This is a genomic window from Agromyces sp. NPDC058104, assembly GCF_042884835.1.
In the GTDB taxonomy this organism is placed as follows: Bacteria; Actinomycetota; Actinomycetes; order Actinomycetales; family Microbacteriaceae; genus Agromyces.
This window is the reverse complement of record NZ_JBHVTD010000001.1, coordinates 121879-144435: the sequence shown is the minus strand read 5'-3', so window position 1 is coordinate 144435 and position 22557 is coordinate 121879. Positions and strand designations below refer to the sequence as shown.

Annotated in this window: 12 protein-coding genes; 10 read left to right on the top strand and 2 right to left on the bottom strand. The window is 73.3% G+C overall.

Going from position 1 to position 22557, the window contains the following annotated elements; translation table 11 throughout:
- Nucleotides 1-56 precede the first annotated feature (56 nt).
- From ACFVTH_RS00640 to ACFVTH_RS00625, 4 genes are all read left to right on the top strand, one after another.
- Complete coding sequence (locus ACFVTH_RS00640; protein ID WP_387085567.1) at nt 57-1388, top strand: flavin-dependent oxidoreductase; 1332 nt, start codon at nt 57-59, stop codon at nt 1386-1388.
- 4 nt (nt 1389-1392) lie between these two features.
- Nucleotides 1393-1902, top strand: a complete 510-nt coding sequence (locus tag ACFVTH_RS00635; RefSeq protein ID WP_387085564.1) for a MarR family winged helix-turn-helix transcriptional regulator — start codon at nt 1393-1395, stop codon at nt 1900-1902.
- 134 nt (nt 1903-2036) lie between these two features.
- Nucleotides 2037-3005, top strand: coding sequence for a hypothetical protein (locus ACFVTH_RS00630; protein WP_387085561.1), 969 nt, complete (start codon nt 2037-2039; stop codon nt 3003-3005).
- A 28-nt stretch (nt 3006-3033) separates the two neighbouring features.
- Complete coding sequence (locus ACFVTH_RS00625) at nt 3034-3912, top strand: carbon-nitrogen hydrolase family protein (protein ID WP_387085558.1); 879 nt, start codon at nt 3034-3036, stop codon at nt 3910-3912.
- A gap of 34 nt (nt 3913-3946) precedes the next feature.
- On the opposite strand, the gene ACFVTH_RS00620 is transcribed toward ACFVTH_RS00625, so the two are convergent.
- Nucleotides 3947-5194 (bottom strand): aminotransferase class I/II-fold pyridoxal phosphate-dependent enzyme, encoded by a 1248-nt coding sequence (locus tag ACFVTH_RS00620; protein ID WP_387085555.1) that lies wholly within the window; start codon nt 5192-5194, stop codon nt 3947-3949.
- Nucleotides 5195-5360: 166 nt separating this feature from the next.
- Between ACFVTH_RS00620 and ACFVTH_RS00615 the strand changes: the two genes are divergently transcribed.
- From ACFVTH_RS00615 to ACFVTH_RS00595, 5 genes are all read left to right on the top strand, one after another.
- Nucleotides 5361-7160 carry a S1C family serine protease gene (locus ACFVTH_RS00615; RefSeq protein ID WP_387085552.1) on the top strand — a complete coding sequence of 600 codons (1800 nt, stop codon included), beginning with the start codon at nt 5361-5363 and terminating at the stop codon, nt 7158-7160.
- A 130-nt stretch (nt 7161-7290) separates the two neighbouring features.
- Nucleotides 7291-8346 (top strand): glycosyltransferase family 2 protein, encoded by a 1056-nt coding sequence (locus tag ACFVTH_RS00610; RefSeq protein WP_387085549.1) that lies wholly within the window; start codon nt 7291-7293, stop codon nt 8344-8346.
- Between the two features lie 6 nt (nt 8347-8352).
- Nucleotides 8353-9165, top strand: coding sequence for a CDP-alcohol phosphatidyltransferase family protein (locus ACFVTH_RS00605; RefSeq protein ID WP_387085546.1), 813 nt, complete (start codon nt 8353-8355; stop codon nt 9163-9165).
- Nucleotides 9166-9205: 40 nt separating this feature from the next.
- Nucleotides 9206-10051 carry a glycosyltransferase family 2 protein gene (locus ACFVTH_RS00600; RefSeq protein WP_387088657.1) on the top strand — a complete coding sequence of 282 codons (846 nt, stop codon included), beginning with the start codon at nt 9206-9208 and terminating at the stop codon, nt 10049-10051.
- An 86-nt stretch (nt 10052-10137) separates the two neighbouring features.
- Complete coding sequence (locus ACFVTH_RS00595) at nt 10138-11430, top strand: CDP-glycerol glycerophosphotransferase family protein (RefSeq protein ID WP_387085543.1); 1293 nt, start codon at nt 10138-10140, stop codon at nt 11428-11430.
- Nucleotides 11431-11489: 59 nt separating this feature from the next.
- On the opposite strand, the gene ACFVTH_RS00590 is transcribed toward ACFVTH_RS00595, so the two are convergent.
- A complete protein-coding gene (locus ACFVTH_RS00590) occupies nt 11490-12467 on the bottom strand; it encodes a hypothetical protein (RefSeq protein WP_387085540.1) in 978 nt (325 codons plus the stop codon).
- Nucleotides 12468-12612: 145 nt separating this feature from the next.
- Here ACFVTH_RS00590 and ACFVTH_RS00585 point away from each other — a divergent pair, with 145 nt between their 5' ends.
- Nucleotides 12613-22545, top strand: a complete 9933-nt coding sequence (locus tag ACFVTH_RS00585; RefSeq protein WP_387085537.1) for a hypothetical protein — start codon at nt 12613-12615, stop codon at nt 22543-22545.
- Nucleotides 22546-22557: the final 12 nt, after the last annotated feature.

Here is a 22557-nt window from a genome sequence, read left to right as displayed (position 1 = left end):
GCGACAAAACTATCCATGTCGATCGCGTGCCGATCGAACATGACAAGGAGGACATGTTGAAGATCGTCATCGCAGGGGCCGGCATCGGCGGACTCGCCACCGCGCTCAGCCTGCATCGCGCCGGGTTCACCGACGTCGTGGTCTACGAGCGCGTCAGCGCGTTGCGTCCGCTCGGGGTGGGCATCAACCTCCTGCCGCACGCCGTTCGCGAGCTCACCGAGCTCGGCCTGGCCGAGGCCGCCGAGCGCATCGCCGTGAAGCCGAGCCGGCTCTCGTACTACAACCGGTTCGGCCAGCCGATCTGGTCGGAGCCCCGCGGCACCGAGGCGGGCTACAGCTGGCCGCAGCTCTCGGTGCACCGCGGCGAGTTCCAGATGCTGCTCGTCGACGAGGTGCGCCGTCGCCTCGGCGCCGACGCGATCCGTCTCGACAGCCGCCTCGTCGGCGTCGAGCACGGCGAGCAGCACGAGTACGCGCGCTTCGCCCGCGCGAGCGGCGAGGAGTTCGAGGTCACGGCCGACGTGTTCATCGCAGCCGACGGCATCCACTCGACCCTGCGCGCGCAGGAGTACCCCGAGGACGGCGCCCCCGTCTGGTCGGGCCTCGTGCTCTGGCGCGGCACCGCCACGGTGCCGGCGTACCTCGACGGCCGCACCATGATCATGGCGGGCGACGGCGAGCAGAAGTTCGTCGCCTACCCGCTCGCACCCGCCGACGGCGACGACCCCGGCTCGCTCCGGCTCAACTTCATCGCCGAGCGCCGGGCGCCCGAGGGCACCACCGAGCTCGCCGACTGGAACCTGCCCATCGACCCCGAGCCGATCGTCGAGCTCTTCTCGGAGTGGACCTTCGACTGGCTCGACGTGCCGGCGACGATCGCGGCGGCCGACCAGATCCTCGAGTACCCGATGGTCGACCGCGAGGCGCTGCCCGCCTGGCGCTTCGGCAGCTCGGTGCTCCTCGGCGACGCGGCGCACGCGATGTACCCGAACGGGTCGAACGGGGCGTCGCAGGCGATCCTCGACGCGCGTACCCTCGCGTTCCACCTCGCGAACGGGGTCGCCGCGCTCGGCGCGTCGTCCGGGCGACCCGACGCGGCGAGCACGACGGCCGCGATCCGCACCGCGCTCGACGCGTACGACGCCGACCGCCGACCCGCCACCGCACGCCTGCTCGAGATGACCCGCGCACTCGGACCCGAGCGGGTCATGCAGCTCGCGTACGACCGGGCGCCCGAGGGCTTCGCCGACGTCCACGACGTCATCCCGGCCGACGAGCTCCAGCAGATCGCCGACGACTACAAGCGCACCGCGGGGTTCCACCCCTCGACGCTCAACGAGCGCGCGTCGCTCTCGGCGTCCGTCGAGCGCGGCTCGGTGGCAGACTGACCGGATGCCGGTGACCCGACCCGAGACCCCAGTACCCGCCGTGACACCGGCGCCGACGCAGGCTGCGGCCGCGCCCGCGCTCGCGCGGCTCAACCTGGTCGTCTCCCCGCTGCGGCGCGCGCTGCTCTCCGCGGCGCGCGCCGCCGAGGGGCTGCCCGACATCCCCGACGCGCAGATCGAGGTGCTGCGGGCGATCCCCGGCGGCGTGCGCTCCTCGCCGGGAGCGCTGGCCGACCAGCTCGGCCTCAGCCGGCCGACGGTGAGCAACCTCCTGAAGTCGATGGAGTCGGCCGGACTCGTCGAACGGCTCGCGCAGGCCGGCGACGGCCGGCGGGTCGAGGTGCGCGCGACCGCACGGGCGCTCGAGCTGCTCGCCCGCTTCGACGAGGCGAGCGCGGCCATCGTCGGCGACGCGCTCGCCGAGCTCGACGCGGGCGAGCGCGCGGCGCTCGCGGCGGCGCTGCCGGTGCTCGAGCGCCTCAGGGGCATCGTCGAGCGCCGCGCCCGCCGCTGAGCCGTACGGGGGAGAGGTCCCCATCGCGACGCCCCGCGGCGGGCTGCTAGCGTGCGACCGCACGCCGGGGCATCCGCGTGCGACCCACCTCGAACCCTGCTCGGCCGTTGCGGCCGATCGAGAACGGAGCTCCCGTGATCCAGCGCGCCGCCGCGACCCTCGCCCTCGGGGCGGCAGTCCTCCTGCTGGCCGGCTGCGCGAGCGCCGCCTCCGGCGGAGCGAACGCCGACGCCGGCTTCGAGGCCGCGCTCGCCGCGGTGCCGGGCGACGCGGCCGGGCCGGCCGACATCGCCTACGCCGACTACGCCGCGGCGCGCGCCGCGCTCGGCATCGACGACGGAGGCGACGGCGTCGACGGCCTACGCGTGCTCGACGAGGAGCTCGGCATGATCCTGCCGGCCTCGTTCGGCTGGAACCGGGCCGAGCTCGCCGGCGACGTCGAGGAGACGATCGGCGTCTCGCTGGAGGACGTCACGGCTTTCGTCGACTGGCAGGGCGACGCGGGCGACGTGCTCGCCTTCGCCGCCCCCGACGACGCCGCCGACCGGCTGACCGCCGTGCTCGGCGAGCCCGCCGACGGCGTCTGGGCGTATGGCGAGGAGGACGGCGGGGCCGACCTCTCGCTCGGCGAGGCGGCGATGTGGTCGCAGCGCATCGCCGAGGTCGACGGTCGCGTGGTGATCGCGAGCACGGGCGAACTGCTCGACCGCGTCCGCGAGGGCGACACGGCGGCCGACGACGAGGCACGGGCCGAGGCGGCCCGGGCCCTCGACGAGCGGAACGTGCTCGCGGCCATGCTCAACCGTCCGTCGCTCGGGGACGAGTCGTCGTTCAGCTGGGTCGGCGGCGGCGTCTCGCACGAGGACGGCGTGACGCGCAACCACCTGGTCTGGGTCGTCGCCGAGGACGGCGACGTCGAGGCCTCCGCCGAGCGCGTGCGAGCGAACCTCGCCTCCGGGTCGACCGCCGACGGCACGCCGTTCTCCGAGCTCCTCAAGGTCGACGACGTGACGGTCTCGGGCCGGCTGATCATCGCCGACGCGCGACCGGTCGACTCCGCCCGCGTCTGGTCGCAGCTGCTGTACCGCGCCGACCTCGGCTGATCGGCCGGCCGCGGCCTACGCTGGAGTCATGACACCCGCTGCCGCTTCCGACCACGACCACACGGCGCCCGACGCCGGGCAGGGCGGCGAGGCATCCGACGGCGGCGAGCTCGCGATCGCGATCGCGCAGTTCGCCCCCACGGCGGATGCCGCGGCGAACCTCGGCGAGATCGAACGCCTCGCACGCCTCGCGGTCGGGCGCGGGGCGCGGCTCGTCGTGTTCCCCGAGTACTCGATGTTCTTCACGCCCGAGCTCGGCCAGGAGATGGCCGACGCGGCCGAACCGCTCGACGGCGGGTTCGTACGCGCGCTGGGGGCGCTCGCGGGCGAGCTCGGCGTCCACCTCGTCGCGGGCGTGCTCGAGCGGGTGCCGGGCGACGGCGCCCGATTCTCGAACACGCTCGTCGCGCTCGACGACGGCGGGCAGCTCGTCGCCCGGTACCGCAAGCAGCACCTCTACGACGCGTTCGGCCAGCTCGAGTCGGAGCGAGTCGTCGCCGGAGCGCTCGACGAGCCCGAGATCTTCGAGGTCGACGGAGTCGAGGTCGGCATGCAGACCTGCTACGACCTGCGGTTCCCCGAGGTCACGCGCGTCATCGTGGATGCCGGCGCCGACCTCGTGCTCGTGCCCGCCGAGTGGGTGCGCGGCCCCCTGAAGGAGCACCACTGGCGCACCCTCGTGCTCGCTCGGGCGATCGAGAACACGGTCTACCTCGCCGCCGCCGACCAGACGCCGCCGGTCGCCGTCGGGCGCAGCCTCGTCGTCGACCCCATGGGCGTCGAGCTCGCGGCGCTCGGCGAGCAGCCGGGCATCGCGGTCGCGTGGATCTCGCGCGGGCGGATCGCCGCCGTGCGACGCACGAACCCGGCCCTCGCACTCCGCCGCTACGGGGTCGTGCGGCGCTGAGCGACGTCGGCGACCGCCCGGCGCTCGGGCGACGTCACGCGGTCGACCCGAGCGAGGCGAGTCGCGCAGAGGCCTCCTCGAGCACGGGCATCCGCTTGCAGAAGGCGAAGCGCACGAGGCTGCGGTACGCGTCGTGCCGGTCGGCGTGCACGAACGCCGACACGGGCACCCCGACGACGCCGGCGAGCTCGGGAAGCCGCCGGCACAGCTCGGCCGCGTCGGGGAACCCGATCGGCGTGGCATCCGCGACGACGAAGTAGCCCGCCTGCGCGCGCGCGACGGTGAAGCCGGCCTGCTCGAGCCCCGCCGTGAGCACGTCGCGCTTCGCCGCGAGCGTTGCTGCGGCACCGGCGAAGAACGCGTCGGGGAGGCCGAGGCCCGTGGCGATCGCCGGCTGGAACGGCGCCCCGTTGACGTAGGTGAGGTACTGCTTGACGGCGAGCACCGCGGTCACGAGCGGCGCGGGAGCGGTGATCCAACCCACCTTCCACCCGGTCGTCGAGAAGGTCTTGCCGCCGGAGGAGATCGAGATCGTGCGCTCGCGGGCGCCGGGCAGCGCCGCGATCGGGCGGTGCGGTGCGTCGAACGCGAGGTGCTCGTAGACCTCGTCGGTCGCGATGAGCACGTCGTGGCGCTCGGCGAGCTCGACGATCGCCGCAAGGACCTCGTCGTCGAAGACGGCGCCGGTCGGGTTGTGCGGCGAGTTCACGACGATGAGCCGCGTGCGGTCGGTGACCGCCCGCCGCAGCTCGTCGAGGTCGACGCGCCAGGATGCCCCGCGCCCGCCCGGCTCGTCGGCCGTCCAGTGCAGCGGCACCGTGCGGTGCACGCCGCCCGCCCGGGCGATGAGCGCCGCATAGGCGTCGTAGTACGGTTCGAAGGTGACGACCTCGTCACCGCGATCGACGAAGGCCAGCACGGTCGCGGCGAGGGCCTCGGTCGCGCCGGCCGTCACGAGCACCTCGCTCGCCGGGTCGAACCCGAGCCCGTACCAGTGGGCCTGGTGGGCGGCGATCGCCTGTCGGAGCACCGGGTGACCGAGCCCGGGCGGGTACTGGTTGACACCGTCGGCGATGGCGGCGCGGGCGGCCTCGAGCACCTCGGCGGGGCCGTCCTCGTCGGGGAACCCCTGCCCGAGGTTGATCGCCCCCGTGCGGGTCGCGAGCGCGCTCATCTCGGCGAAGATCGTCGCCGCGACGCGGCCGTCGTCGCCGAGGAGGCCGGCGCCGGCGGCCGTGCGCTGCCACGGACTGAGCCCCGACGCGGGGGAGAAGTCGCTCATGTTCACACCGTACGCGAAGCCGCGCACGGGTACGCTGGCGCAGGGCGTCGCCGCCCGTCCGGCTCGCTCGGACGAATCCCTGCTCGGTGATAGCAAGGTCATAGGAACCGCCGATCCGGGGCACAGCTTGGCGCGGGATGCTGGCATCGCTTTGGAAGGAGCAGACATGACCGACACGACTGACGGCACGCAGGGCGAGGCCCGCGACGCCGAGGTCACCGAGGAGCTCACGGCTCCCGAGGCCAGCACCACAGAGACCACCGCCGCCGAGCGCACCGCAGCCGAGACGGCCACCACCGAGACCATCGCCGCGGCGCCCGAGGCTGCGGCTCCGGCCGCTCCGGCCACCTCCGCGGCTCCGGCTGCCGAGGCTCCCGCCGCGCCGGCTCCCGCCGCGCCCGCTCCGGCCGCTCCGGTGCCCGCTGCCGAGGCTCCGGCCGCTCCCGCCGCTCCGGCGCCCGCCGCGCCGGTCGCGACCGGCACCGTGTACGAGCCGGGCCAGGCCCCGCAGCCGTACCACGCGCCGCAGTACACCAAGCAGGCCGGCGCAGCCGCGGCTGCGCCGTCGACGGCCCCGACCGCACCGGTCGCCGGCCAGGTCCCGCCGGCGTTCGGCGGCCCGCAGCAGGGCGCGACCCAGCCGACGGCCCCGCTCGCGGGCGTCCCGCCCTACGGCACCGGCCCCGAGGCATCCGCCGCGCCGGCCCAGAAGCCGCGCCGCGTCGGACTCGGCGTCGCCGCTGCGATCGTGGCGGCAGCCCTCATCGGCGGCGCGTCGGGCGCGGGCATCACGGCCCTCGTGACGAGCAACCAGGACTCGACCTCGACCGCGAGCTCGGGCACCGCCCAGAACATCGTCGTGAACGACACCGACCAGGTGACCGCGGTCACCGCCGTCGCCGCGAAGGCGAGCCCGAGCGTCGTGACCATCTCGGTCGCGGGCAACGAGGGCGCCGGCACCGGTTCGGGCATCATCCTCTCCGACGACGGCTACGTGCTGACGAACACCCACGTGGTGACCCTCGACGGCGCGACCGGCGACCCGACGATCCAGGTCAAGACGAACGACGGCCACCTCTACGAGGCCGAGCTCGTCGGCACCGACCCGCTGTCCGACCTCGCGGTCATCAAGCTCGTCGACGCCTCGGGCCTCACCCCGCTCGAGTTCGCCGACTCCGACCAGCTCAACGTGGGCGACACGGCGATCGCGATCGGCGCGCCGCTCGGGCTCTCGGGCACCGTGACCAACGGCATCGTGAGCGCGCTCAACCGGTCGATCGACGTCGCCTCCTCGGCGGCGCCGGCCACCCCCGACGACGCGCAGGGCGACGACGGCTCGGGCGAGGGCTCAGGCGAGGGCGACGGCGGCCAGCAGGGCGGCGAGGGCGACAGCCCGTTCGACTTCTTCTTCGACATCCCCGAGCAGGGCGGCGGCGAGGCCCAGCAGCCGGCCGCGAACGCCGGTCGCGTGTCGCTGCCGGTCATCCAGACCGACGCCGCGATCAACCCTGGCAACTCGGGCGGCGCGCTGCTCGACGCGCAGGGCAAGCTCATCGGCGTGAACGTCGCGATCCTCTCGGCCGGCGAATCCGCCGAGGCGGGCAACATCGGCGTCGGCTTCGCCGTGCCGTCGAACCTCGCCGAGCGCATCGCGAAGGAGATCATCGAAGACGGCTCGGCCTCGCACGGCCTGCTCGGGGCGACGGTCACCTCGGCCGAGTCCGACGAGAAGAGCACCACCGTCGGAGCCCTCATCACCGACGTGACCCCCGGCGGCGCGGCCGAGAAGGCCGGGCTCGAGGACGGCGACGTCGTCACCGAGTTCAACGGACTGCCGATCACCGACCAGACCGACCTCACCGCCCAGGTGCGTGCACTCGCGGGCGGCGAGAAGGCCGAGCTGACGGTCATCCGCGACGGCGAGACCCAGACCGTCGAGGTCACCCTCGACACCTACGAGGGCTGAGCCCGAACGGCACGGATGCCACGGGGCGGGGCCGGATCGACATCGATCCGGCCCCGTTCGGCGTCCACCCGAATGCCGCCCGCGCGAGCACGGCTGCTAGGCTCGATCGACCCCAGCGCGAGTGAGGAACATGCCCGAGCACCACCCCGAGACGACCCCGTCGTCGCTCGTCGGCGTGTCGTACGTCATGCCCGTGCTCAACGACGTCGCGCACGTGCGTCAGGCGGTCGAGTCGATCCTCGCGCAAGACTACGCCGGCCCTGTCGAGGTGCTCATCGCCCTCGGGCCCTCGATCGACGGCACGAACGAGCTCGTCGCCGACCTCGCGTCGCGCGACGAACGCATCCGGGTGCTCGAGAACGCGGTCGGGTCGACGCCCGCCGGGCTCAACATCGGCATCCGCGCCGCCCGGTATCCCGTCGTCGTCCGCGTCGACTCGCACTCGATGCTGCCGAGCGACTACGCGCGCATCGCCGTCGCGACGCTCGAGCGCACCGGTGCCGACAACGTCGGCGGCATCATGGACGCCCGCGGCGAGACGCCGTTCGAGCGGGCCGTCGCGCTCGCCTACACGACCAAGGTCGGCCTCGGCGGCTCCGCGTTCCACGTCGGCGGCGCCGAGGGGCCCGCCGAGACGGTCTACCTCGGCGTGTTCCGCCGAGACGCCCTCGAACGCGTCGGCCTCTTCGACGAGTCGATCAAGCGGGGCCAGGACTGGGAGCTCAACCGGCGCCTCCGCGAGACCGGCGGCACCGTCTGGTTCACGCCCGAGCTCGCCGTGACGTACCGGCCGCGTTCGAGCGTCGACCGGCTCGCCCGGCAGATGTTCTCGACGGGCCTCTGGCGCGGCGAGCTCGCCCGCCGCTTCCCGGCGTCGAACGGCATCCGCTACTTCATCCCGCCCGTGATGGTGGTCGGCGTCGCCCTCGGCCTGCTGCTCGGCCTCGGCGGCATCGTGCAGGCGATGCTCGGCGCGACCCCGTGGCTGCTCGTCGGCTTCGCGGCGCCGCTCGTCTACCTGCTCTTCGTCGCCGTCGCCACGTTCTCGGCCGCGCGCGGGCGCGGTGCGAGCACGGCCGCATGGTTTCTCGTAGTGTTGCCGTGCATACATGTCACGTGGGGCATCGGCTTCGTGCTCGGCTATCTCTCGCTGACCAGCAACATCGCACGGCACACGGGAAGGTGAGCGCGGATGTCTGACGCCCGACCGGTGACGGCGCGGCCGGCGAGCATCGCCGAGCTGCGTGCCGTCGCGCAGCCGCCCGAGGTGCGCGGGCGCCGCAATGCCGAGCACTGGACGGCGTCGCTCTACCTCCGCCGCTTCTCGATCTACCTCACGTGGCTGCTGCTCAAGACGCCGATCTCGGCGAACGGCGTCACGGGGCTCATGATCCTCGTCGGGTGGTCGACGGCGGCGGCGCTGCTCATCCCGGGCATCTGGGGCGCGTTGCTCGCGGTCGTGCTCGGCCAGCTGCAGATGCTGGTCGACTGCTGCGACGGCGAGGTCGCCCGCTGGCGGCGCACCTCCTCGCCCGCCGGGGTGTTCCTCGACAAGGTCGGCCACTACACGACCGAGGCGCTCATCCCGCTCGCGCTCGGCCTCCGCGCCGCCGCGTATCCGCTCGAGTTCCCCGCCGACTTCCTCTGGACCACGATCGGCGCGCTCCTCGCCCTCGTGATCGTGCTCAACAAGGCGCTCAACGACATGGTCCACGTCGCCCGTGCCAACGCCGGGCTCGCGAAGCTCGCCGACACCCACGGCGAGACCGCGCCGCGCGGCGGGCTCATCGCGAAGCTGCGCAAGGCGGCCAGGTTCCTGCCCTTCCACCGGCTGTACCACTCGGTCGAGCTCACCCTCATCGCCCTCGCGGCCGCGCTCGTGGGGCTCGTCGCGGGGCAGCCCCTCGTCGACCGCGTGGTCGTCGCCGTCATCCTCCCGCTCGCCGTGCTGGCCGTGATCGGGCACTTCGTCGCGATCATGGCGTCCCGTCGTGTCCGTTCCTGAGCTGCATCCCGTTCCGCGCGTCGGCGTCGTGGTGCTCACGATGGGCAAGCGCTCCGACGAGCTCCTGCGCGGCCTCCGCAGCGTGCTCGCGCAGCGGGGCGTCGAGACCGACGTGGTGGTGGTCGGCAACGGCTGGGATCCGGCCACGGCCGAGCCGCCGCTGCCCGAGAGCGTGCGCACCCGGCACCTGCCCGAGAACCTCGGCATCCCGGCCGGCCGCAACGCGGGCGTGCCCGACGTGTCGGGCGAGGTGCTCTTCTTCCTCGACGACGACGCATTCCTGCCGAGCGACTCGTTCCTCGCCGACGGTGTGCGGCTGCTCGCCGAGCGGCCCGAGCTCGGACTCGTCCAGCCGCGAGTCGTCGATCCGACCGGCCTCGTCTCGCCGCGCCGCTGGATCCCGCGCATCCGCAAGGGCGACCCCGCGCACTCGAGCCCCGTCTTCTCGTGCTGGGAGGGCGCGGTGCTCATGCCGCGCGCGGTATTCGACGAGACCGGCGGCTGGGCCGACCCGTTCTTCTACGCGCATGAAGGCATCGAGCTCGCCTGGCGCGTGTGGGACGCGGGTCGCGTCGCCTGGTACGAGGGCTCGCTCGAGGCCGCGCACCCCGTGATCGACCCCGCGAGGCACTCGTACTACTTCCGGCTCAACGCCCGCAACCGGGTCTGGCTCGCGCGCCGCAACCTGCCCGCGATCCTGGTGCCGCTCTACGTCGGCTCCTGGACCGGCATCCAGATGCTGCGCTGGGCGCGGCAGCCCGCTGCGCTCAAGGCCTGGTTCGGCGGCTGGAGGGCCGGCTGGCGCGAGTCACCCGGCGAGCGCCGCCCGATGCGATGGCGCACCGTCTGGCGGATGACCCGTGCGGGTCGCCCCCCGGTCGTCTGACCGCCGAACGTCACGATCGGCGATCGCCTCGGGCAGCGCGTCCGCCACGCGGCATCCGCCCAGTCAGACCTCGCTACCCTTGGACGGTGGGATTGAGGAAAGACGCGCGACGCGCAGTGAAGCTCGCCAAGGACATCATGTGGTCGCGGCGTGCGCAGCGCGCGCTCCGGGCGAAGCTCGCGGATCGGGCGCCGCTCGAGCCGCACCGCTTCAAGATCGGCGTCTACTTCGCCGATGGCAAGGTCAACCTGTATCAGCTGCGGCAGTGGTACGCACCGCTCGCCGAGCTCGCCGAGACGCACCCGGTGCTCGTGCTCACGCGGGCGTCGGGCGCTGCGCTGAAGCTCCTCGACGAGTCGCCGCTGCCGGTCGCCTATGTGCGCCGCGTCGCCGACCTCGAGCGGGTCATCCACGAGCAGGACCTCCACGTCATCCTCTACGTGAACCAGAACGCGAAGAACTTCCAGATGATGCGCTACGGGCGCCGCTGGCACGTGTTCATCAACCACGGCGAGTCCGACAAGATGTACATGACCACGAACCAGTTCAAGGCGTACGACTACGCCCTGATCGCCGGCGACGCGGCACGCGCGCGCCTCGACAAGGTGCTGTGGGACTACGACTTCGACAAGCGGGCGATCCCGATCGGGCGCCCGCAGGCCGACCACTACCTCGACGGCAGCCCGCTGCCGTACACGCCCGACGAGCGCGAGGTCGTGCTCTACGCGCCGACGTGGGAGGGCGACCGTGCGGCCGCGGCGTACGGCTCGATCGCGTCGCACGGCGTCGCGCTCGTCGAGGGCCTGCTCGCGACCGGGCGGCACCGGGTGATCTACCGGCCGCACCCGCGCTCGGGCGTCGTCGACGAGGCGTACGCGGCCGCGAACAAGCGCATCATCCAGGCGATCGAGCAGGCCAACGCCGCCGACCCCGGTGCGCAGCACGTCTTCGACGACGGGCCGAAGCTCGGCTGGCAGCTCGCCGCGGCCGACGTCGCCATCGTGGACATCTCGGCGATGGTCTACGACCGGCTCGCCGCGGGCAAGCCCCTGCTCATCACGCGGCCCGCGAACCCCGCGGCGCAGATCGACACGGGCGGCTACCTCCAGGCCTGCGAGTGGCTCGTGGCGGGCTCCGGCGACGAGCTCGTCGCCCGCGTCGACGAGGTCGCGCACGACGCCGAGGCGCTCGCCCGGCTCGGTTACTGGGTCGAGCGCTACTTCGGCGACACGACGCCGGGCGTCACGACCGCGCGCTTCCACGCGGCGATCGACCACCTCATGGCGGAGTGGGAGCGCTTCGCCGCGCTGCACGCCGAGGACGGCGAGGTCGACGAGCACGACGAAGAGGGCGAGACCGACGACGAGGAGCTCGTCTAGCCGGTCGCCGGTCGCCGTCGCCGGGCGGACGGCTGCGCCCTGTCGGGCGAAGGGGCCGCTCAGTGCTCCTCGGGGCGAGGGGCCGCTGCCCCGACGGAGCCGGCGCCGGCCTCTTCGCCCTCGATCGACTCGGCCGCATCGGCCTGCTCCCGTCCGGCCGCGAGCCTCGCGAACGGCCGCTTCGCGGCTCGGCCGACGGCGCCGCCGACGATCCCCGCCGTGCGCGCGAGCCGCTTGCCCGTCGCGGCGATGACGGTGTCGTCGCCGCGCGGCTCGAGTTCAGCAGGGACCAGCGCGGGCGCCGCGCCGAAGGCCAGCCGCGACTGCGTGAGCACCCGCCGGCCGAGCACGTGGTTGCCGATGCCGCCGATGGCGGCGCCGATGCCGAACGGGATCGCCTTGCCGATGATGCCCGCGCCGCCCTTGACGGCGAACTGCCTGATGAAGACCGAGCGGAGGCGGTCGACGACGGTGCCCATGACGGCCTTCGGCAGGCTGTTCGTGATGAGCTCGCCCCAGTAGGCGTTGCGCGCGATGCCCGAGCCCGTCGCCTGGCCGGCGAACTGGCGCACGAGGTCGCTGCCCTCCTGGCCGAGCATGAGCGTCATGACGAGCGCGCGGGCGCGCTCGGGGTTCTCGACGTGGATGCCGTGCACCTCGGCGACGGACTGCGCGAAGAGCGCGGTCGCCTCCAGGAACCCGGCCGTCTCGACGCCCGAGAGCGCGAGCGTGACCCCGGTGCCGATACCGGGCACGACCGCGGTCGCGCCGACGGCGGCGCCGCCCGTCGTGACGGCCGCGAGGTAGCGGCGCTCGAGGATGCGCACCAGCTGGTCGGGGGTCGCGCCCGGTGCACGGCGGCGGATGCTGCGCAGGTGCGCGACGACGATCGGGCGCTGGATCGCGAGGGCCCGGTCGATCGCACGCTCGACGCCCTGCGCACGGCCGGAGTCGGCGGCAGCGCCGGTCTGCGAGCCCGCGCCCTCGCGCGGTTCGCTCGGGCCCATCGAGGTGATCGTGTGCACGCGGTCGGACATGGCGATGATCCTAGACGCCGAGGCTGATTTTGCCCCCCAAAGTGAGGGTTTCTCTTGTCGGCGGGGTGCGGCGCGGAGTAGAACGGGCCTCGAGCGCGCAGCTCACCCGCTGCGCGCCGGGCTGCATCGACCCGGGGGGACTCTCATGCGCGCCCAGAACGACCCGAACCGAACGACCCTGCGCTCCGGCGGGATCCCGCGGCAGCGAGATCGCAGGCGGCGCACGGGCGCGGCGATCATCGCCGTCGGCGCCGCCTGGGCGATGGCCGTGACCGGCGTGCTGCCGGCGCAGGCGGCCGATCCGCCGGTCGACGAGCCGGCGGCCGTCGAGCAGTTCCGCACGCAGCTCGGCCGTGTCGCCGAGGAGGTGATCGGCGAGTTCGGCGCGGTCGGTCCCTTCGGCGAGCGTCTGCCGCTCGAGGACGCGTTGCCGGGTGCGCCGGTCGTCACGCCGGCGCTCGCGCTCGCGCTCCCGATCGTGATGGACGAGCTCGCGACGCGGATCGCCGCCGACGCCCAGACGGCACCGACGCTCGACGTCTTCGTCGGGCAGCTGGACTCGGCGTACGACGGACCGGTGGACGACGCGGATCCCGCGCTCGAGGGCATCGTGCTCGATCTCGCCGCGAGTGCGCTTCCCGAGGCGGACGGCGCCGAGGGCTTCGCGCTGACGATCTCGGTGACGAGGACCGTCGACGTGCAGCTCGCCGTGGAGGACCCCTCCGGACCCGGTGGGAAGCCGCTGCGCCTGGCCACCGCGAGCGACGCACCCGCACCATATCGCGTGGCGTTCGATTTCGCCGCGGAGTACCGCGTCGACCCGGGCGACGGCCGGTTCTGGCTCGTGCCCGACGAGGATGCGCCCGAAGCGGTGCTGCACGCCGATCTGGCGGGCGACGACGCCTTCGAGTTCCCCGGCGGCGAGGCGGCGATCGGCATCGCCGACGTCGAGATCCTGGACGGATCGATGATCGAGGTCGACGCGAACTGGTCGAGCGATCTCGCCGACAGCAACGACGACGGGCGCCTCGCGCTCGAGGAACCCGCGAGCGACGGCGGACCCGCGGTGCCGGGCGAACTCGGCACGCCGGTCGACCAGCTCGCGGAGTTCTCCCGCGCCGGGAGCGCCACCGCCGGCATCGACTTCGGCTCGAGCCTGCTCGGACTCTCGGGATCGCCGGCGCCCGCCCTCGAACTCGACGTCGACCTCGCGACCGACGACCCGCTCGAGGCGACGCTCACCGGCACCGACAGCGATCTCGAGGCGCTCGAGATGGCGACCCGCCTCGGGCCGGGCGACCTGGTCTCGGGCCTCGTGCAGTACGGCAACGTGCTGCGCACGATGCAGCTCTCGGCCGAGGTCGATCGCGCGCTGCCGATGGCCGGCGGCCGGCTCTCCGACCTCGTCAACGCGGGCGACCCGTTCTTCGAGCTCGCCGAGCAGCTCATCGTCATCGACCCCGCCAAGCCCGTGGGCGAGCAGATCGTCATCGGCATCGCCACGGTCGGCGACCTCGCCGACGAGCTCGCCGAGCTCGACGGCATCGGCGACGCCCCTGAGATCGCCTTCGATCGTGCGGGCGCCAGCCTGCGCATCGCGGTGGAGGCGCACCGGGCCATGCCGGGCGCCACCGCGCCGCTCGACGTCGCCGACGACTCCTCGGTCGCCCAGTTCGCCGCCGGAGACCAGCTGCGCAGCTCCACCCGGATGCGCGGCGTCACGCACGCCGGCGCGGCAGCCGACCCCGCGGTGGCGACGGGCTTCGACCTCGACCTGCCGATCGTGATCGACCTCTCGGAGGCGACCGCCGTGCCCGACGACCCGGAGACCGACGCAGTCGTCGAGTTCGAGTCGCCGATGGTCTACGAGCGCTTCGGCGCCGAGGTCGGCGACGACGCCGAGCTGGCGCTCACCCAGCGCGTCGACGTGCCGATCGCCGCGAAGGGCTCGATCGGATTCGTGCCGGTGAAGGTCGGCGGGATGTACTCGCTCACCCCCGACGGCTCGGCCCCGACGACCGTCGCCGACGTCGACGCGAGCGGCGGTGCGACCTCGACGCCCCGGCTGAAGGAGCTCGCCTCCGCCATCGGCAAGGCATCCGGCTCGTACGTCGTGCAGCCGAACACCCCGAGCGGCAGGTTGCACGTCGAGCTCGCCGTCACCGCCCCGGGCGTGACAGCGGCGGGGGCGTGGGACGAGACCACCGCGCTGACCGACGTTGCTGGGGAGTACACCGTCGAGGCGAGCGCGTTCGCGAACTCCTTCACCGCCTCCATCGACAACGACGCCGGCCGCCTGCTCACGGCCGCCGACGTCGACCCGCTCGACGCCGTGGTGAGCGAGTCGCTGCGCGGCCGGACGATCGACGCGATGGACCAGGCGGTCGCGGCGCTCACGACCCTCTCCTCGAGCGAGATCCCGGTCCTCGGGCTGGGAGCGAGCGAGCTGCTCGATCGCATCTACGACCTCGATGCGCTCGTGGACGACGTCCGCGATGCGGGGACCGCCGGAGACATCCGAGCGCTCGAGCGCACCTTCGAAGCGGCGCTCGCCGACGTCGGCGGCGAGCTGGAGCTGCGACTGCGCGACCTCGGCGGCGGCGACGCCGGCCTCGACGTGCGCCTGACGGCGGGCGGTTCGCGATCCGTGGTGCTTCCGCTCACGCTCAACGACCCCGGCGATCCGTCGGTGGGCACCGATGGAGGGCCCGAGGCGACGCTGAGCGGCGAGCTCGACCTCGGTGCCGTCGTGCCGCTGACCGCCGCGCCCTCGGCGCCGAAGCTGCTCGCGGACTCGGCGGCGACCGTCCGCGCGAAGATCGGGACGGAGGGCGACGGCACGGCGAAGTTCGGCGTCCGCGCCGGTCCGGTCTCCGTCACGCTCGGCGACGGGGCGAACGGGTTCCTCGCGCTGGGCGCGCAGTTCGCGATCGCCGACCCCACGGCCTCCGGAGACGACCCGGTCGACCTCGCGGCCTGGGCCGCCGCGGCGACCGCCGAGTTCGGCTCGACAGACCCGGGCGACGACTTCACGTGCCAGGTGCCGGGCGGAGCGACGATCACCGGCGAGTTCGGCTGCGTCGCGATGCCGGTCATGGTCGGGCCCGCGGGCGCCCCCGTCGGGATCGGGTCGGGCGCCGCGACGCCGACGGCGGAGGACTACCTGACCGCGGAGATCGACGGCACGTCGCCGTCGTTCGAGCTCCCGACGGGACTCACCGACCTCGTCGACACCGCGCCGTTCTCGTTCGACAGCCTCGGCGACGGGCTGGCCTCGATCGGGCGCATCCTCGACATCGCCATCACGGCGAGCAACGTCGGTTCGGAGCTCCCGGGAATCGGCGAGGACCTCGGCAAGTTCGCCAAGGGGCTCGCCGAAGTCCGCGACTTCCTCGAGAGCCCGGTGCCCGGGCTGACGGGCGCGGATGTCGACGCGGTCGTGTTCGGCACGAACGGCCTGCGCGACCAGTTGCTCGCCGGGTTCGGCCCGGCCGGCCTCGGCGTGCTCGTCGACAGCGACTACGCCGCGCTCGCCGGCTTCCCCGGCACGACCGGCGACCCGGCAGGCACCACGACGCCGGATGCGACCGACATCCGGATCGTGCCGATCTGCGGCGGGGCCGTCTGCTCGGGTTCGGCCCCGCTCACCGACCTCACCGACGTCACCGTCGAGATGGAGCTCGGCGAGGGCGATCCGGATGCCGCGAGCTGCGCGGCGGCGGCCTGCGTCGACGGTGAGCTCGTCGACCTCGGCTTCGGGCTCGACGGACTCCCGCTCTCGCTCGACGCGCAGATCCAGGCCCGTGCGGGCTGGCGCTTCGAGCTGGGCTTCGGCATCTCCCGTGACGACGGCTTCTACCTGATCGACAACCCCGTGCCCGCCGACAACACGGCCAACAGCTGGGAGACCGACGACGATGCCGCGGTGCCGCAGGAGATCCGGGTGCACGCCTCGGCGGAGATGCCGGCGAACGGCACCATCACCGGCGTCCTGGGCTTCCTGGCGTTCGAGGCCGAGAACACCTCGACGACCGGCGTCGACGTGAAGGCGCAACTGGGCCTCCAGGCCGGAACGTCGTGCTCGCTGCCGGCCGCCTACACGGAGGGCGTCAGCGGCGCCTACTGCTGGAACCGGGTCAGGCTGACCACCCTCCTGAGCGGCGGAGTGTCCGACGTGCTGACCGCGCCGCGCGTCTCGGGCGGGGCGAACGCGCATCTCGCCCTCGACACGGGCGTCTCTGCGACGGTCAACGGCAGGGACTACAGCGCGGTGAACGCCTCGCTGCCCTCGATCGTCGCGGACTTCACGCTCGAGTGGACGTTCACGGAGGCCGCGATCGGCGACCCCGTGATCTCCCTCGACAACATCGGCGTCGCCCCGGGCGAGATGTTCACCCGCCTCTTCGGCGGAGTCCTCAAGACGCTCGACCCGGTGCTCGAGCCGATCCAGCCGGTCCGCGACTTCCTCTTCAGCCCGATCCCGGTGCTCTCGGACGTCTCGGAGCTGTTCGGCGGCGACCCGGTCACGATGGCCGACCTCGCCGAGACGTTCGGCGACGTCGACCTCAGCCTCCTGAAGGACATCGACGAGCTGCTCTCGTTCGTGCAGTCCGCCCAGCAGCTCGGGGCCGGGACGCCCATCCGGATCCTCGATCACGTGTCGATCTCCGGCGACGCCGCGCAGGGCCCGCCGCGCAGCCCCGACCAGGTCGCCGGCGAACTCGTCGGCACGGTGGAGCCGCCCGCGGGCAAGACGCTCGAGGAGGCGGGCGCGGCCCTCGGCGACGGCATGAAGGACTCGATCGACGACGAGGCGGGGTACGAGGCCGTGACCGATCCGGCCGACGACGACTTCTCGTTCCCGGTCTTCGACGACCCCAGCTGCATCGTGACCCTCATGCTCGGCTCCGACTGCGAGGTCGCGGTCTGGCGGCCCGACGCCCTGAGCGTGCACATGCCCTACGAGGCCAACTTCGGGCCCTTCTTCGGTGTGCTCTACATCACGATCGCCGGCGAGGTGAACGCCTCCGCGCACTTCGGCGCGGGAATCTCGACCCGTGGCGTGCGGCTCCTCGGCGAGCAGGTGGTCGCCGGCGGCATCCCGGCCGACATGATCGGAGCGATCGGCGACACCTTCGCGCAGAGCCTGTTCCTCTCCGATGTCGACGGCGCGGGCAAGGACATCGCCGAGTTCGAGGTCAAGGGCAGCATCAAGGCGGGCGCCAAGCTCTCGGTGCTGATCGCCGAGTTCTCGGTCAACGGCGGCATCGAGGCGACCTTCGGGCTGAACCTCAACGACACCCCGCAGGCCGACGGGCGGATGTACTTCGACGAGTTGTGGGAGAAACTCCAGAATCCGGTGTGCCTGTTCGACTTCGAGGGCAACCTCGCCGCCTTCCTCGAGGTCGCGGTGCAGGTGGGCTGGCCGCCGCTCGGCTGGGAGGACAGCTGGGAACTCGCGCGGATCGTGCTGCTCGACTTCAGCCTCTCGTGCGACGGCAAGCAGAAACCGCCCAACCTCGCGAGCTACGACGGCTCGGTCGTCGTGCTGAACGTCGGTGCGCTGGCGGGCCTGCGCGGCGTCGAGCCCGGCGAGACCGACGAGCAGTACGTGGTGCGCCAGCTCACGGAGGAGCCCGACGGCGTGGGCAAGTTCCTGTTCGAGCTGACCGCCTTCGGCGCGACCGAGAAGTACCTCGGCAGCTCGATCCGGCTCGCCTCGGCGAACGGCGCCGACAGCTTCACCTTCCTCGGCGCCGGCAACGGCGCGGCCCCGGGATCGCTCAACGACCTCCCGGAGGGCGAGGACGCGCCGGACGGCACGTGGCCGTTCGTCGCCCCGGTGACCGGTTCGCTCGGAACCGAGCGCGACACCTATCGCGGCGGCGACGGACCCGACACCATGAACGGCGACGACGGCTGCGACGCCGCGGGCACCGGTGAGGCGCACGGCGACGACATCGACCTCGGCGGCGGCGAGAACACCGCGTGCGGCGGCCCGGGCGACGACCGGATCGTCGGCGGCCCCGGCCATGACGTCATCTCGGGCGGTGACGGGGTCGACAGCCTCGACGGCGGTCTCGGCGGCGACACGCTGAACGGCGACGCCGGCGCCGACCGCATCATGGGCGGCACCGAGACGACCGACGCGGCCGACGGCGACGACGTCATCTCGGGCGGCCCGGGCGCCGACGCGATCGTCGCGGGCTCGGGCGCCGACCGCGTCTACGGCGACGAGGCGTACGCCGACACGGATGTGGCGAACGGCACCCGTGCTCCCGGCCCGGGTGCCGGCGCCGACGCCATCGAGGGCGGTCCGGGATCGGACTGGCTCTTCGGCGGCGCCGAGAACGACGCGATCCACGGCGGCATGCGCATCGCCGATCAGGACGACGACGATTCGGCCGACCACATCCAGGGTGACGACGGAGCCGATGCGCTCTTCGGCGGGGCGGGCGCCGACGACCTCTGGGGCGGGCGGCACGCCGATCGGGCGGACGGCGGCGTCGGCGACGACCGGATCGACGGCCAGTCCGGCGACGACCCCGAGCTGCGCGGAGGCCAGGACCGCGATCTCGTCTGGGGCGGCGAAGGCAGCGACTCGCTGTTCGGGGACGCCGGCGACGACGAGCTCGTCGGCGACGGACGCGCCGACAGCGGCGCTGCGCCGGCGACCGGGGCGGACCGCGCCGACGGCGGCTCGGGCCGCGACCTCGTGCTCGGCGACAACGGCACGGTGAGCGGAACGGTCGGCGCGAGGATCGCGCACCCGTCGGAGACCGTCGGGTCGGCCGATCCCGCCCTCGGCGGCGGAGACGACGATGACCGGGTGTACGGCGAGGGCGGCGCCGATCTCGTCACCGGCGGAGGCGGGCGCGACCTGCTGCACGGCAACGGCGGCGCCGACACGGTGCAGGGCGAGACCGGCGACGATGAGGCGTGGGGCGACGGCGACGCCGACCTCGTACAGGGCGGTCCCGGCAAGGACGTGCTGTACGGCAATGCCGGCGCCGACACCGTCGACGGCCAGGAGGGGATCGACCTCGTCATCGGCGGTCACTACGGACTCGCCTCGCCCGACGCTGGCGACCGGGTCACGGGCGGGCCTGAGGCCGATCGGCTCTACGGCGACGACGTGTCGATCGATCCGGGCATGAACGGCGTCGATGCGCTCGACGCGGTGACGTTCTCGCCGTCGAGCGACGCGAGCACCTACGGCGCCGACACCGGCGACGGCGGGCCGGGACAGGACGAGCTGCATGGGCAGGACGCCGCGGACACCCTCTACGGCGCCGACGACTACGACCAGCTCTTCGGCGAGCTCGCCGGCGACCGCCTCGTCGGCGGCGCCGGTCCCGACGACCTCGTCGGCGACCAGGGAACGATCGCCCCCGAGGCGCGTCACGTGGAGCCGCCGGCCGGCGGCTGGGACGCGCGCTCGCCGAACGGGTCGCCTGATACCGAGATCGAGCTCGTCGCTCCCACGATCGGCGGCGACGACCTGATCTGGGGCGACTTCGACACCGTGGACGCCCCGTGGTCGAGCGGCGGCGACGACCGAGGCTTCGGCGGGCACGGCACCGACACCCTGCGCGGCGGTCCCCACGACGACCACCTCGAGGGCAACGGCGGCCAGGACCGGATCTTCGGCTTCGACGAGGACTCCGACCACGTCTCCGACGGAGCCGACGACCTGATCGGCGGCTCGTCGCCCGTCAACCCGCTCGCCGACCCCGAGGGTGCCGACAACGCGCTCGACGAGGGCGAGGTCGAGATGCAGGGCAATGGCGCCGACGATGTCATGACGGGTGACAACGCGGTGCTGACGCGCCGCGCCGACCCCGACGACCCCGGCTCGTGGCAGACCGATCCGGTCACGGGCGGGGTGTTCCGCGAGGTGACGCTGCTGGACACCGACAAGACCGGCGCCGACCTCGACGCGGTCTCCGGCGGCGACTTCATGCTCGGCAACGACGAGAACGACCGCATGTTCGGCGAGGGCGGCAACGACCTCGTGCAGGGCAACGCGCACGACGACCTCGTCGAGGGCGACCAGGACGGCGACTGGCTCGAGGGCAACGGCGACGAGGACGACCTCGTCGGCGGCTCGAGCTTCCCCGACCAGCCCGATTCGGGCGACGTGCTGTGGGGCGGCGGCGGTGCGGACGTGGTCGCCGGTGACAACGCGTGCATCGTGCGCGACGTGCCGGGCGTCGAGTTCGACCCGAGCTCCTGCCCCGCGCTCGACGACCCGGCGCCGGCGGAGTTCCACTACGTCACGAGCCAGCTCGGCGTCGAGACGAGGCGAGGACTCGTCTACCACGACCTCGACGGGCCGTTCCCGAGCGAGTTCGGGCGCGACATCCTCAACGGCGGTTCCGGCGTCGATGTCGAGTTCGGGCAGGACGGCGGTGACGCGCTCTTCGGCGACGGCGGCGCCGACGTCCAGCACGGCAACGGCGGCGCGGACATCGTCATCGGCGACCGGCCGGTCGCGTCGTACGGTGGGATCGCGCTGCCGCTCGAGGTCGGGGGAGTGCTGCCGGCGCTCCCGGCCATGCCGGGCGGGTTGCCGGGTGCGCCGAGCACCGGAGCCGAGCTCGTCGGGCCTCCGCAGGCCGACGGCCAGGACGACCAGTTCGGCGGGTCGAACCTCCAGGGGATGCGCGACACGGGCGACTGGCTCTTCGGCGACGGCGAGGCGGACTTCCAGCTCGGCGACAACGGCGAGCTCAACCGCACGATCGAGGGCGACGGCGGCGACGCGGCCTACGCGGTGTACGAGGAGCGGTACCCGGGCAACGAGGCGCCCGACGACGGCTCGGCCGTCATCGAGCGCGAGGTCACCCGGTACGACGTCGGCGCCTCTGCGGCGGCGGGCGTCTGGGGCGCCGACTTCATCTTCGGCGGCAACGGCACGAACCCGCTCATCTCCGCCGGTGCGGGCGACGGCGACGACAGCCAGTGGGGCCAGGACGGCGACGACCGGATGTTCGGCGAGGACGGAGCCGACGACCAGTTCGGCGAGCTCGGCGACGACACGATGTGGGGCGGCGCCGGCGAGGACGCGATGGTCGGCGACCGGGGCGGCGTGCAGACGCGGTTCGTCGAGGCCGACGGAAGCGACGCGGGCGATCCCGACATCCTGACGCACACGAGCCAGGGCCCTCCCGGCATCAACCTCGGCGGGCCCGACTCGGGCGCACAGGACGCGGTGCTCCACCCGTTCGAGGCGCATCCGCTCTACCGCGGCACCTCCCTCACGCACGATCGCGACGGATCGGTGCTCGTGAAGAACGGGCACGACGCCGGCGGCGCCGACCGCATGCGCGGCGGACCCGGGCACGACTCGATGCACGGCGGCGAGGGCGCCGACCTCATGAACGGCGACTCGGGCGGCGACTACGCCTACGGCGACGACGGAGCCGACGTCATGTGGGGCGGTCGCGGCGACCCCGCGGTGGGCACTCCCGACCTGCCGGGGCGCAACGCTCCCGGTGAGGACGGTCAGTGGATCGACGTGCTCTTCGCGGGCTACGGCGCCTCGGCGACCGAGGCCGGCGCCGACATCGTCGACTACCAGCCGCGACCCGGGGTCGACCACACCTCCTGGTTCACGATGGTGCAGGCGTACGCCGACACCGCACCCGAGAACACCGGCGCGCCCGGGCGCACCGAGACGCGCCAGCACCACCACGGCACCGACTGGCAGTACGGCGGCTGGGACCGCGACGTGCTGCAGGCGGATGTCTCGGCCAACGGCCCCAACGACGGCGACAAGCTGCTCGACTGGGGCGGCGCGTACAACCTGTACACGGCGTGCAACTCGGCGTACGGCGGCTGGAACGACGTGCGCAAGATCGATCCGAACAACGTCGAGGGGCTCGAGAAGCTCGCCTACGTGACCGGAGCCCGCGCCGACTTCGACGGGGCACCGACGCTCGGCGACGTGCAGGCGGCGGGCTCCGCCGCCCGTGAGGCCGCGATCGTCTACACGAAGGACCTCAAGAACAACACGGGCAAGGCGTTCTCGGGCACGCCGGGACACTTCGAGAGCTTCATCTGCACGGGCGACTGATCGGGGCCGGCG